The following is a 13,588-nucleotide window of genomic DNA, read 5'->3' as shown; positions in this document are numbered from 1 at the left end:
CCAATAGTAATGATACAAAAATATTGAATTCAATAGGTGAAACTATTTTGTCAGGAATAAATTTGTGGGATTTGCATGAAATGATAAAGGAGGTATTTTGATGGGAAATTTGTTAGTGTTTTCGGAAAATGATATGTTAGGACATGTAACACATGTTGATACAGAGCAGATTATTATTGAAATTGAAAATAGTAATCTGATGAACAAGATTTGTGTAGGAAATCTCGTGGCGATAGAAACATCAAAGCAACATGAAAATTTAATTGCACTCATTGACAAAGTGACTCGAAAGTATATGGAGACTTATATGGACGAAGATAATGAAATTGATGAGATGATGGCATCGTCCACTGATTACATTAAAGTAAGTGTAATAGGTACATATTATTCTGTATACGGTTCTGTACATGATTTGTTTAAAAGAGGTGTTGAAACTTTTCCGCAAATTGAAAGTAAATGTTATGAGATTATAGGTCAGAACCTTCAAAATTTTATGAATATTTTGGGGAAAGATATTGATACAGATAAACGATTGAAAATTGGTTCTTTTATGATGGATACAAGTGCAGAAGCAGTACTTGATGGCAACAAGTTTTTTCAGCGACATGCAGCTGTTTTGGGAAGTACAGGATCGGGAAAAAGTTGGTGTGTGGCAAATATATTAGAAAAAGCAAGTAAATTGAAATATACTAATATTATTGTGTTTGATATGCATGGAGAATATAAAAGTTTAACGGAGGGGACAGATGCAATTGCACAATCTTTTAAGATTGCAGGTCCTGGGGATTTGGAAACGTCGAACGACGATGCTTTGTTCTTGCCATATTGGTTACTTAACCGAGAAGAACTCTTATCAATGATTTTAGATAGAAGTGATTCAAATGCTCCGAATCAGGCATCTCGATTTACGTTGCACATTCGCAGTTTAAAAGAAGCAACGTTGACTAGAGAAGGAAAGACAGATACATTGAAAACATTTACTGTTGATTCGCCGATTCCATTTTTAATGACAGATTTATTAGAGTTGTTAAAAGATGATGATACTAGAAAAGGTATGGGGAAAAATGGTCCGATTAAAGGAGAATGGGAAGGTAAATTAACACGATTCATTTCTAGATTGGAAACTAAGATTGCAGATAAAACTTATGGATTTATGTTTCAACCAACGGATGAGATTCAAATGTATAATTGGTTGGCAAATTTGGCTTGTCGCTTGTTAGGCTATCAGAGTGGTCAAAAAGGGATTAAGATAATTGATTTCTCAGAAGTTCCATCTGATGTTCTACCTGTTGTAACAGGAACGTTGGCGAGATTATTATATGATATTCAGTTTTGGATGAATGAACAAAAACGAACACCGTTTACACTTGTTTGTGACGAAGCACATTTGTATTTACCTATAAAGGAGGATGCTGATGCGGTTCAAAAGCAAGCATTATATAATTTTGAGCGAATAGCAAAGGAAGGAAGAAAGTATGGGGTATCGATTTTGGCAGTTAGCCAACGACCAGCAGATGTTAGTAAAACTATATTAAGTCAATGCAATAATTTTGTGGTTTTGAGATTGACTAATGAAAGAGATAAAGGTGTAATTAAAAATCTGCTACCAGATTCATTGAAAAGTACAATAGAATTCTTGCCTTTGCTTGATGTGGGAGAAGCATTAGTGGTAGGAGATGCTATATTATTACCTAGTAAAATAGTATTAGATAAACCGTTAGATACACATAGACCAATTAGTGCAACAAAGGATTTTTGGGATGAATGGGATAATAATGAACCTGATAATGATGCAATTAATGGAGCGATAGAAGCATTACGAAAACAATGTAGAGGATAAGGAGAATAAAAAATATGATTGATTTACACGATAGTCATGGTAGACATATAGCAAATTTTGTGAGTGGACAATTGCATGATGTTCAGGGGAGAAACATTGGTCATTATTTGGAGAATGAAGGTATTTTTATTAATATGCAGGGATATTATTTTTATCAAATAGTAGATAAAAGGAGATTACTTTATAATAATAATTCAGCTATAAATGAGCAAATTTGAAAAATTGCACAAAACTACACTGCGAATTTCATAAATGAATCAAAATCATTGCTTTCCTTTGCGCATTGAAAAAGATAACGATACTTTTCCAGCTGAATGGTATCACAGATTTCGTGATATCCAGTTTCAAACGAACAGAACCTACCAGTACCCACTGCACACATGAAATGTGCCAGTGACATAAGCAGCCAGTACCTTTTGATTCCCTGTGCAGAGCGTATCTGATAGCTGTCCAGTGCCAGTTTATCCTTACACTGGCGGAAAAATACTTCAATCGGCCATCGACACACATACCAGGAAAGAATCTCCTGTGTAGACAGGGCTGCGTTTGTACTGATGAAAGCACGCAATGCTTTGGGATTACCAAATGCTTTTTCCGGATAACTCAAAAGAACTACCGCATTTTCTATGCCGTTGAGGTTTCCCTCGTACCGGTACACATAATAGTTTCGTTTTTTGACTGTCACAAGGTCAAATTCACGATGTGTAACAGACAATTCGGCGGCCAGTTCACGAAGTTTCTTTTTCATTCCCGATGGATACAGCAAACGGTTTGTTTTCAAAGCACCGATGGTATGGAACCCTCTCTGTGCAAAGGTATTGATTATCTTTTCAGAAACATACCAGCAGTCGCAAAGAAAATAGGACATGACCGGTGGAACAGGCAGCTCCTTTGCAATGCTTTGTACAATGTCAATCTTGGAAATTGACTTATTGTACATTACAAAAGCATAGTTCAGAACAATGCCATTGCAGGAAAGCATAACAGCAACTGCCTGATGCCCGTAGTCCTGTTTTCCCTTTAAATGGGATTGGTGAAAATACGCATCTTCAATCGGATGTAAAGCCCGTGACGAAGGCTTTGTCTTTGAAGCAATCGTATCGTCCACAATGCAGAAAACAGGCTTTCCGGTGCGTGCTGCTTCTGAATAAATAATCTCAATGACAGAGCGTTTTAACGTATCTGAAAGTAATGAATCATCCCATTTTCCGGAATTGAGGAAATGGGCAATCGTAGTTCTGTGGCAGGAACTGTTTTTAGCAAAGTCCGTGGTTTTTCCATGATATCCTGAAATGAAAATACTGATTAGGATACTCATAAGATGGTTTATTACTCGGTTCGAATAAAATTTGCATAAGTTTAATTTTTTAAACTGGTTGTATATGAATGAGGAATGATGTATAGTATTTGCGAGAGACACCTTCTTTCGTAAATGTTGCAAATGTTTGTTTTGGCACTTTCATTATACAACACATGGAATCGAGGTGTCTTTCTTTTATGCAAAATCACGAACTTGCTCATTTATAGGTTAAATATCAAAGAACCGTATCAGGCGGGCGATTATTTGTATTATTTTGGCGGAACAGATGATGTATGGCTCGGCCTCTGGGGAATCATTCGAGTCTATGATAAATATCAGAACTGTCTGAAACCACTTTGCAAAGGGAAGGATATGATTCTTCCACTTCCGCCATGTCCGGGCAAACCGATTTGATATGGAGTTAAAAGACGGGGCCTCCTGCCCGGGAAATTATCTGTATCGCTCCGGAAGTTTCGGATGGGATGTAGAATACGGTATGTGGGGAATTTTCCGCGTGATGAAACATTCCATCAGATGTAAGTGTAAGGAGATGTGCGGAAGGTTATTGCGCTGTATGAAGTGAAAATCAAAAACATGTCTCCAATCCCTTGTACATTCAATCCCGATATGCTATTCTGAACACAGAAATAACAACAGCAGAAGTCGATGAAGAATAAAAATACAAGAGGAATTGATGACATGAAAATTCAAGAAAAAATGAGAAAGCCGATGTTGGAGGCGAAATATCTGAATGTAGAGAATACAGACAGATACCGTCCCATCATCCGGCTTTTTTATTTAAAGTACGAAAAATTAAAATATTGGATGTATCAGGAGGAGGTCTTTGAGGAGTTAAAAGAAGATCCTTATTTTCAGGAATATACGATGGAACAGTGTCAGCAGGATCTGGCGGCGCTTGCATCCTGGGGAAATCTGCTTACAATTCAGGATACCCGGAAAGTGACAACCATTGAGGAATTTAAAAACAAGAAGTTCCGCTATCAGCTTTCTGAGACAGCAGTTGAAGTCGAGCGAATGGTGATCCGGATTGAAAATCTGTTGATCGAAGGCTCTTCGCTGGAGCCGACTTTATTGGAGCGGCTTCGGATCAGCCTTGGAAGGCTGGGGGAGATGTCACAGGCAGAAGCGGAAAAGCGGTACGGATGGTGGAATGATCTGAACAGTGATTTTATTCGGTTGAATCAGAATTACCAGGACTATATGAGGGAATTAAACAGTGTAAAAGCAGAAGAGATGATGAAAACAAAAGAGTTTCTTGTGTTTAAAGACCGGCTGATCGAGTACCTTCGCTCGTTTGTAAAGAGCCTTCAGGTAAATGTGACTGCGATCGAGCAGCAGCTTCGAAGTGTTGACCGGGAGGTCGTGAATCAGATTTTACAGAAAGTGACAGAGTATGAGCTCTCGATTCCGAGAATGGATACAGAGATTGATGAGCAGATGATTTATGACAAAATGAAGGGGCGTTGGGAAAGTATTTCCGAGTGGTTTGCAGGAAAAGACGGGATGGAATCGGAAGCAGGAAAAGTGTTTGATACAACAAACGAGATCATCCGGAAGATTACCAGATATGCCACACGAATCAGTGAGATGAGCAATCAGGGCTCAAATCGGCGGGAGGAATATAAAAAGCTGGCGGATATATTTGGAAAGTGCAGGGATATCAACGAGGCACACCGGCTGTCAGCGGTCGTATTCGGGATCGAGAAGCCGCTCCATCTCAAAGGAGAATTGAGCAGAGAGACAGACAGCATTAACAGTGGTGTATATGAGGAAGAAGCATATGCCGTGACAGTCACTCCTAGAGTGCGCACCTACAAACAAAAAGCCAGAAGAAGCGGTATCGTCGACCGGTCAAAAGAGAAGGAAGAGATGCGGCTGCTGATGATCAGGAGGTTGGAAGAGGAGCGGAAGCTGCTCAGGAGTTATATACATAACGGACGACTTGAGTTTGCAAGTCTTCCGGTGATCGAACCGCCTGTACGGGATATGTTTCTTCTGTGGCTTTCAAAGGCTCTGGAAAGGAAGAATCATCGTGCAAAAACAGAAGACGGGCAGATGTATTATATTGAACGGGCAGATGTGAAAGAGTATTGTATGTTAGAATGTACAGATGGAACATTTCAGATGCCTGCTTATACAATTGTGTTTGAAGATGGGGAATCAAAATGAGAACGTTGGAATTATTATTAAACCGCCGATGGATTTTAAAATCCAGAGAGAGGGAGCTTTATTATCAGGTGAAAGAAGAGCTTTCATCGGGAGAAGAGAAGAAATTCCTGATGGAGAAGCTCGGGTATCAGGTGGTCGTGAATCCGTATATGATCAAGGTAGAAAAGATGCCTGCAGTTCCGGAAAACTGGATGGGCATTTTAGAATTTAAAGAGCCGATCGAGTATGTGTTTTTCTGTCTTGTGCTCATGTTTCTGGAGGATAAAGAGGCAGAAGAGCAATTTGTATTGTCAGAATTGACAGAATACGTACAGAGCCAGTATCAGGAGGAGCAGATCGACTGGACAGTTTACCGGTACAGACGTCATATGATCAAGGTTATGAAATACTGCGTAGCCGTCGGAATTCTGAATGTGGATGATGGAAGTGAAGAAGGATTTGCGAAAGATGATACCAGTGAGGTATTATACGAAAATACAGGAGCATCCCGGTATTTTATGAAAAACTTCACGCAGGACATCATGGGTTACACATCTGCAAAGGAGTTTGAAAAAGAAGAGTGGATCGATGTGAATGAAGACAGAGGAATCGTGCGCAGGCAGAGAGTATACCGAAAGCTTCTGATGTCGATGGGAATGTATAAGGATGCAGAATCAGAGGAGGATTTTGCCTATCTGAGAAATTACAGAAATATGATACAGGGGGACCTGGCAGAATTATTTGACTGTGAACTGCATGTACACAGCAGCAGTGCATTTCTCGTGCTGGGAGAAGAGTGCAGACTGGGGAGGTGTTTTCCGGAAGGAAATACACTTTCTGACGTTGTTCTTTTGACAAATCAACTGATACAGAAAAGAGTAACAGAGGGAAGGATTACCGTTCCACTGGACGAACAGATTTGTATTCCAAAGGAAGTTTTTCGTGCAATTGTGGAAGAATGCAAGGAAAAATTCGGAGAAGGTTTTAATAAGACGTACCGGGAGATGACGTTTGCCGAGTTTTATCGGGAAGTGGAAAGATATATGGAAGAGCTGATGCTGATAGAAATTGGAGCAGATCATGTGAAAATCAGACCGGCAGCAGGAAAAATCTATGGAAAATATCCGGAAGATTTTTTGAAAAACGGAGGAAGAGATGAATAGTAAATGGCAGATAAACAGAGTTGGATTGCTCGATTTTTGGTATTATGATGAGGAAGAATTTGATTTTCTGGATGGACGTATGCTGCTTCGAGGGGCGAATGGTTCCGGCAAATCGGTAACAATGCAGAGCTTTATTCCGCTTCTGCTGGACGGAAACATGCGTCCGGAGCGTTTGGATCCATTTGGTTCCCGCGCCAGAAAGATGGAAAACTATCTTCTGGAGGAGGGAGATGAGAGAGAAGAGCGCACAGGGTATCTTTACATGGAGTTAAAACGCCTGGAAAGTGAAGAATATCTGACGCTTGGGATTGGGCTTCGTGCGAGAAAGAATAAAAAGCTGGAATCCTGGTATTTCTGCGTGACGGACGGCAGGCGTGTGGGAAAAGATTTGTTTCTGTATAAAGATGTGGAAAATAAGATTACCTGCTCGAAGGGAGAACTGAAATACCGGATCAGTGAGGGCGGCAAAGTGATGGAAACACAGGGAGAGTATGCCCAGTGCGTCAACCGCCTCCTTTTTGGTTTTGAGACACAAGAGGAATACAAAGAGCTTCTGGAGCTTTTGATCCAGCTGCGTACACCGAAGCTTTCCAAAGACTTTAAGCCGACCGTGATCAATGAGATTTTAAGCAGTTCGCTTCAGACGCTTTCGGAAGATGATCTGCGTCCGATGTCCGAGGCAATCGAAAACATGGACAATCTGAAAACAAATCTGGATACATTAAGCGAAAGCATTCACGCAGCGCGGCAGATTGAGAAGGTATACGATCAGTACAATCAGATTGTGCTTTATGACAAGGCGCTGTTGTTTTCAGATGCAGGGAAAGCATATGAGAACTGTATGAAAAATGGAAAACAGATTACGGAAGATCTGGCGATTCATATGGAAGAACTCAGGAAGGAAGAACAGCATTATGAAGCTCTGAAACAGGAAGAGGAAATTTTAAAAGAGGAAAAAACCTCTCTGGATAAAAGTGATGCGGCACAGTTAAAAGAGCAGGAGAGTAAGTTGAAAGCAGAGCTTCTGGAGAGAGTAAAGGAGCAGCAGACAAAAGAGAAACAGGAACAGGAAAAGAAAGAAAAACAGATCGATACAGAAGAAAAGATAAAAGCAGAAACAGAAAAAACAGAACGTATCTGGGACGAGATTGAAAATTGTCTGGAAGAGATGGAAACAGAACTGGAAGAAATTCCGTTTGATGAGTTTACATTTTTGAAGAATGATATCTTACAGGATCGGGAAAAAGAACAGAGTTTTTCTTCACATCACCAGCTTTTGAATGACTATACAAAGAAAGTAGAACAGGGAAAAGAGGCTCTTTTGGAAGAAAAGAACAGCCAGGAAAAATATGATCGCTGTCTTCTGGAGTTGGATGTCTGCAGGGAGGAAAGAAATCTTGCAGAAAAGGAAATGCAGCAATATGAGAACCTTCTGCATGAGACAAAGTCAGAATTGACAGAGCAGATGTATTTATGGGAAAAACAAAATCAGGAGCTTCACCTTCTTCCGGAGACCATGCAGGAAATCTCAAGGAAAATAGAAAGCTATGAAATGGGAAGCGATTATTCAGAAATCCGGGAACTGGCCAGGCCAAAGCTATATGAACTGGAACGACAGTTTTCTGAGAATAGAATGGTACTGGAGCGAAATCTGCAGGAAGAGCAGGAGCATCTGTATCAGGCAGAAACAGAGTTGGAAGAGTGGAAAAATCAAAAGGATCCTGAACCAGAACAGCCGGATTGTGTAAAGGCAAACCGAGAGCTGCTAAAGGAGAAAAAAATTCCGTATTTCCAGTTTTATAAGACCATAGAATTTGACCAGATATTAGAGGAAGAGCGCAGAAATCATCTGGAAGAAGCATTGCTAGAGATGGGCATACTGGATGCGCTGATTGTTCCTAAGGAGTATCGGGAACAGGTCTATGCTCTGGACAAAGGAGTATGCGATCGTTATCTGTTCAGCGATGTGGCACATGTCAGGGAAAGTCTGCAGGAAGTGCTGGAAGTGGAGAATGGGGAAAATGATATTTTGTTTTATCAGAATATTTCCAATATTCTTTCTGCGATTGGATTTGGTGATACACATGCAGAGCACGGAGAATCCTGGATTGATGCCAATGGGAATTACCGCATCGGCGTTCTGGAAGGAACGATCACCGGGGAATATCAGGCGCGCTTTATCGGGGTGCGTGCAAGGGAAAAGTACCGGAAGGAAAAGATAGAAGAATTGACCGGACTCTGCGAACAGCTCAGAGCCAGTGTTGAAGATTTAGAAAAACAATTGGCAGAAAACAGAGCGCGGACAGAAACATTGCAGGCAGAATGGAAGTCATTCCCGGGAGAGGAAGATTTAAAGACAGCGGCAAAAGAATTTTCTGATCGCGAATATAAGTTAGAACGAACGAATAAAAGACTCTGGGAGCATCAGGAACTGGCAGAAAAAGAAAGAAAAGCACTGGATGGGGTACGCATCAGGGTACGGGAGATCTGTGGAAAATGTTATCTTTCGCCAAGATTGGATTTGTTTACACAGGCTCTTTTGGCATTGCACAGATATAAAGAAATTCTTTCCCAGCTTCAGGTTGCGCATGGCAAGTATCAAAATAGTCTCCGGTATATCATGAGCCAGAGAGACTATCTGGAAGAACTGGAGCTTGATCTGGATGATATTCGTTACGAATTCAATCGGATCTGTCTGAAAGTCAGAGAAGTGGAAGGATTTCTTGCGTCCGTTCAAAAGCAGCTGGAACTGACAGATTATGAAGAAATCAAAGAACGACTGGATCATTGTGTAGAACGGCTTGGAAAACTTCCGGGAGAGCGAGAGGCCTGTGTCAGGAATCAGGCGGCACTTCGAAAAGAGACGGAAGTACTGCAGGAAAAAGAAAGAGAAAATGAACTCAGACAAAAGGAACTGCTTGAGAAAAAGGAAAAATATCAGAATGTATTTGAACAGGAATATCAGCTTGGGTATGTAGAGCGAGTATTTGTTGTTACAGAGGATATGGAAGATCAGGCGAAAAAAATCTGCAGCCAGTTTGCCGGAAGCTTTGGAAACAAGAAGCAGAGCGATCTGTTTGGAAATCTTCAGGAAGCCTATCATCAGAACAGAGGATATCTGCTGGATTACCAGATTACACTGCAGTCCCTGTTTGAAGAACTGGATGGAGAGGGCAGTTTTCTGGACGTAACTGTGAAGCGGATTGATATTTTGGCAAAATACCGTGGAATGCCGGTAAAATTTAAGGAATTGATTGAAAAAATGAATGAGGATGCCGAAGTACTGAAACGTCTTTTAAGTGATCGAGACAGAGAATTGTTTGAAGATATTCTGGCAAATACGATCAGTAAGAAAATTCGTGGAAAGATCCAGGCCAGCAAGCGCTGGGTGGAAAAGATGAATACACTGATGGAATCCATGCAGACATCAAGTGGATTAAAGCTGAGTCTCAGATGGAAAAATAAGAGGGCAGAAAAGGAAGAACAGCTGGATACAAGAGCATTGGTAGAATTATTGCAAAAAGACGTGGAAATTATGCGTGAGGAAGAGGTAGAAAGTCTTTCCAGACATTTCCGTTCCAAAATTGAAGAAGCGAGAAAAATTTCCGGGGATATGGGATCGGTTCAATCGTTCCATGCCACAATGCGGGAAGTTCTGGATTATCGAAAATGGTTTGAATTTCAGTTGGAATGCCAGAAAACGGGAGAGAAAAAGAAAGAATTGACAGACCGTGTATTCTTTACGTTTAGTGGCGGTGAGAAAGCAATGGCAATGTATGTCCCGCTTTTTTCGGCAGTGGTGGCAAAATATGCGGGGGCACGTCCGGATGCGCCGAAGCTGATTTCACTGGATGAAGCGTTTGCCGGTGTTGATGAGACCAATATCAGGGATATGTTCCGTCTGATGGTCGAGTTTGAATTCAACTTTATGATCAATTCTCAGATTTTATGGGGCGATTACGATACAGTTCCGGGGCTTGCAATTTATCAGTTGATCCGTCCGGAAAATGCAAAGTTCGTATCAGTGATCCGCTATATCTGGAATGGAAAAGTAAAGGTGATGCTTACAGGAGAGGAATCGTGAAAGCAGAAGAGAAACAGAAGTTGATGCAGGAGTGTTTACAGTATTTTCGTGAGCGCCCTGTGTATGAAAAAGTCTTCCAAAAAATGAGAGGAAAATATGAGAGCCTCGGACATATAGGCGGGAAAGTGGTATTGATCGGGTTAAGCCTTCAGGATAAGAGCCAATTGGGCGGATTTTTGCAGAAGGATTACACCGAGAATCAGTCTGTTACCATATCAGCGGAAGCTTTTGAAATCTGTCTGTCCAAAAGCAGGTTTTCTGATATTTCTCTGGAGGAATTGCTGGATGCTTATTTTGGGAAAAAGCTGACGGTGAAAAAAGAAGAGAGGCGAAAGAAACAGGAAGAAAGAGATGCCTTTTTTGCGGAAGTCCAAAGTGGGTATGAGGACACGACAGGAGGAAGATGGCTTCAGAATACGTTGAAAGAGCACACAACAGGCTATGAAATTTTGCAGCAGCAATACAACAGTGCTCCGGAAATTCTGCGGGAAATTCTGAAATATGTGTTTGAGGCAGTAAAACAGCTTCCGCGAATGGAAGAAAAAGAACTTTTACCGGTATTTGCGGCAAAGCTGACAGGAGATCCTCATTATTTTGACGCAAGCACAGTGGCGGAAAGATTGCTTTTTATCATTCTTTCTGCCTGTTGGCAGGAAACGAAAGACAGAGAATTATCAGAAGCGGAAAGAAAAAACCAGATTTTTTACAGGGCGGGTATTTTAAAAGATGATCTGTCAAATGATACGCTTGTCTATGGAATCCGAGCATGGAAACACAATGGAAATCTTCATAAAGGAATCGAAGGATTTTTTCAGGAAAGAGAACCAGTCCGCCTGACGCTTCGAACGATTGGGACGTTTGGAGGGGTGCATGCAGAAAGAGAGAAAATTTATCTTTTTGAAAATCCGGCAGTATTTTCTGTTTTTGTAAAAAAATACCCGGACTGTGCAGCAATCTGCGGAAATGGACAGCCAAGACTTGCAACACTTCTTCTGCTGGATTTTCTAAAGGAAAATCATAGTTTTTATTATCATGGTGATTTTGATCCGGAGGGGCTTCTGATTGCGCAGAGATTGAAAGAACGGTATGGAGAAAGTATCTGTCTCTGGAATTACCGGGCAGACTGGTATGAAAGATATCTGTCGGATGTAAATCTGAGCGAAGTGAGAATGAAAAAACTGGAGAAAGTATATCTCCCGGAATTGCTGGAAGTGAAAATGCAGATGCAGAAGAGAAAAAGAGCGGCGTATCAGGAGGCGATGCTGGATATGTTGGAACCCGAAAAAAATGAGTGGATCACAAGGAGTGTGAAGTGAGATGAAATTACAGAAACAAAGTGAAATGCAGGACTTTTTTGACGCACTGGGAATTGATGAAAATATATTTGAGCAAATGGCAGAAACATTCACTTCGAATTTTATGATAGAGGGGAAAACGACAACGGATCTGAACGAGATGCTAAGCCGGGCGCCGGAATCTCTGCTGGATGTAATTCTGGAAACCTGGGAGGAGGAAGCTCCTAAATTGCGGGCAGAAAAAGAAAAGTATGTGCAGGAGTTGATTTTAACTTCGTTTCAGAATGAATTTATTTATCTGGATAAGTTTGACATGGAAACGATGCTGCGGACGATGAATGGTTATCCACTTTCTCAGATGCAGATGTTGGCTCTGGAAGAAAACTACTGCAAAAAAGGCTGGGTATTTATGTTCTGTGATGTGGATGGAGTGCAGTTTGTTGTTCCGGATGAGATCAGAGAGTTTACTATCAAAAATCTGGAGACGGATAAGGTGCAAAATATACTTGGTCTTATTGCCGCTGTCCGCCTTTCCATGCGAGCGTGTTTAAATTTGTTTGGGATTGTAGAAAGAGCAAAGGTGGAGGACATTGCACTAAACCAGATGCTTGAATATCCATCTTTATCAGAAGAAGAGAGAAAAGAGCTTGAGTGGCTTCCGGAGAAACTAAAGGAAACAGTCGATATACTGTGTGAACGTGCAGACGGTCCATTCTGGTGTGATGAACAGTGGATCATCAGTGAGCAGTTTGAAAATGAAAAAGAGTACAGGAAATTTTTACGACAGGTATCAGGTCAGGAATACTATATTCCGAATCAAAAAGAGATAAAATTATATGCAGAGAATCTGGTTGATGTAAAAAATCCATTTTATAAGAAAATTCTGGCAGATCTGACACATCTGATGAAAAACAAGACACGGGCAGACAATCTGATGTTGGAGTTGGAATATAGAGTAGCAGAGGAAGATTTGAATGCTGCAGGAATTATGAATCTCTTGTTTGAGCGATATGTTGAATTCCCAAATCGTACAAGGGGAAATCATTTTGTGGAAAACTGCAGTGAATGGGTGTATTCAGTCCGGAAATGGAGTAATCGCGGATTTACAGACCGGGAACTTGGCAAAGAAAAGATTATTCCAAGTGAAATAGGTCTGCCTGAAATATCAAATCAGGTCACGAAGAAAAAAATCGGGCGAAATGATCCATGTCCATGTGGAAGCGGGAAGAAGTATAAGCATTGCTGTGGAAAATAATTGACTACATTGCGCGTAAAACCCGGAATACAAGAGCGGATGTTGTGAATGCTTTGGGGAAAAAAAGACTTGAAAAAATTTATGATTTGGCTGATGTGTATCATAGTGACAATATAGAGCGAGTGAGCGATGATTTTATTAGAGAAGCCGATATTGAATCGGGAAATTTTGATAATGTGAAAGATTGTAGTTATTCGATTCCGTCTCATTGGGATATAGGAAAAGTATATAAAAGGCTGATAAAAGAAGTTGCGAAAAAGAGCGGGATTGAAACAATAGATGCTTTGATAGAGGTGTACAATTCATTTATCAGTCCTAAAATTGATGATTATAATAGCAGTATGTATTATGAAAATCCATCGTATTTATCGGAATGCTATTTTGAAAATAAGGTAATTTAATAAAATATGTTCCAAAGTGTATATCCATCCGGGCATCCCTCAACACAGGCCTTCGGCGGGCGAACTTTGTCCGATAAGGGA

The 13,588-nt window shown here is 40.7% G+C and carries 10 protein-coding genes; 9 read left to right on the top strand and 1 reads right to left on the bottom strand.

Features of this window, described 5'->3' with window-relative positions; all coding sequences use genetic code 11:
• Positions 1–100 precede the first annotated feature (100 nt).
• Both FXV78_RS03790 and FXV78_RS03785 read left to right on the top strand, forming a co-directional pair.
• Positions 101–1,840, top strand: a complete 1,740-nt coding sequence (locus tag FXV78_RS03790; protein ID WP_004842280.1) for an ATP-binding protein — start codon at positions 101–103, stop codon at positions 1,838–1,840.
• A 14-nt stretch (positions 1,841–1,854) separates the two neighbouring features.
• Complete coding sequence (locus FXV78_RS03785; RefSeq protein WP_004842282.1) at positions 1,855–2,058, top strand: hypothetical protein; 204 nt, start codon at positions 1,855–1,857, stop codon at positions 2,056–2,058.
• Between the two features lie 14 nt (positions 2,059–2,072).
• On the opposite strand, the gene FXV78_RS03780 is transcribed toward FXV78_RS03785, so the two are convergent.
• Positions 2,073–3,158 (bottom strand): IS701 family transposase, encoded by a 1,086-nt coding sequence (locus tag FXV78_RS03780; RefSeq protein WP_148844599.1) that lies wholly within the window; start codon positions 3,156–3,158, stop codon positions 2,073–2,075.
• A 246-nt stretch (positions 3,159–3,404) separates the two neighbouring features.
• Between FXV78_RS03780 and FXV78_RS03775 the strand changes: the two genes are divergently transcribed.
• The 7 genes from FXV78_RS03775 (at position 3,405) to FXV78_RS03740 (ending at position 13,507) form a co-directional block, all read left to right on the top strand.
• Complete coding sequence (locus tag FXV78_RS03775) at positions 3,405–3,554, top strand: hypothetical protein (protein ID WP_159308433.1); 150 nt, start codon at positions 3,405–3,407, stop codon at positions 3,552–3,554.
• Between the two features lie 285 nt (positions 3,555–3,839).
• Positions 3,840–5,330 carry a TIGR02677 family protein gene (locus FXV78_RS03765; protein WP_039959623.1) on the top strand — a complete coding sequence of 497 codons (1,491 nt, stop codon included), beginning with the start codon at positions 3,840–3,842 and terminating at the stop codon, positions 5,328–5,330.
• Positions 5,327–6,472: a TIGR02678 family protein gene (locus FXV78_RS03760; RefSeq protein ID WP_004842293.1), complete on the top strand. Its 1,146-nt coding sequence runs from the start codon at positions 5,327–5,329 to the stop codon at positions 6,470–6,472. Before FXV78_RS03765 ends, FXV78_RS03760 begins: the two co-directional genes overlap by 4 nt.
• The gene (locus FXV78_RS03755) at positions 6,465–10,556 is read left to right on the top strand and encodes a TIGR02680 family protein (RefSeq protein WP_004842295.1); all 4,092 of its coding nucleotides are present in this window, start codon (positions 6,465–6,467) and stop codon (positions 10,554–10,556) included. Before FXV78_RS03760 ends, FXV78_RS03755 begins: the two co-directional genes overlap by 8 nt.
• Positions 10,553–11,872, top strand: a complete 1,320-nt coding sequence (locus FXV78_RS03750) for a TIGR02679 domain-containing protein (protein ID WP_004842296.1) — start codon at positions 10,553–10,555, stop codon at positions 11,870–11,872. Before FXV78_RS03755 ends, FXV78_RS03750 begins: the two co-directional genes overlap by 4 nt.
• A 1-nt stretch (position 11,873) precedes the next feature.
• Positions 11,874–13,106 carry a YecA family protein gene (locus tag FXV78_RS03745; RefSeq protein WP_004842298.1) on the top strand — a complete coding sequence of 411 codons (1,233 nt, stop codon included), beginning with the start codon at positions 11,874–11,876 and terminating at the stop codon, positions 13,104–13,106.
• Positions 13,091–13,507 (top strand): hypothetical protein, encoded by a 417-nt coding sequence (locus FXV78_RS03740; protein ID WP_004842300.1) that lies wholly within the window; start codon positions 13,091–13,093, stop codon positions 13,505–13,507. The genes FXV78_RS03745 and FXV78_RS03740 overlap by 16 nt, the downstream gene beginning before the upstream one ends.
• Positions 13,508–13,588: the final 81 nt, after the last annotated feature.

It is taken from the genome of Mediterraneibacter gnavus ATCC 29149 (assembly GCF_008121495.1).
Lineage (GTDB): Bacteria > Bacillota > Clostridia > Lachnospirales > Lachnospiraceae > Mediterraneibacter > Mediterraneibacter gnavus.
Note: the sequence above shows the minus strand (reverse complement) of the source record. Positions and strands in the feature narration are given on the sequence as shown.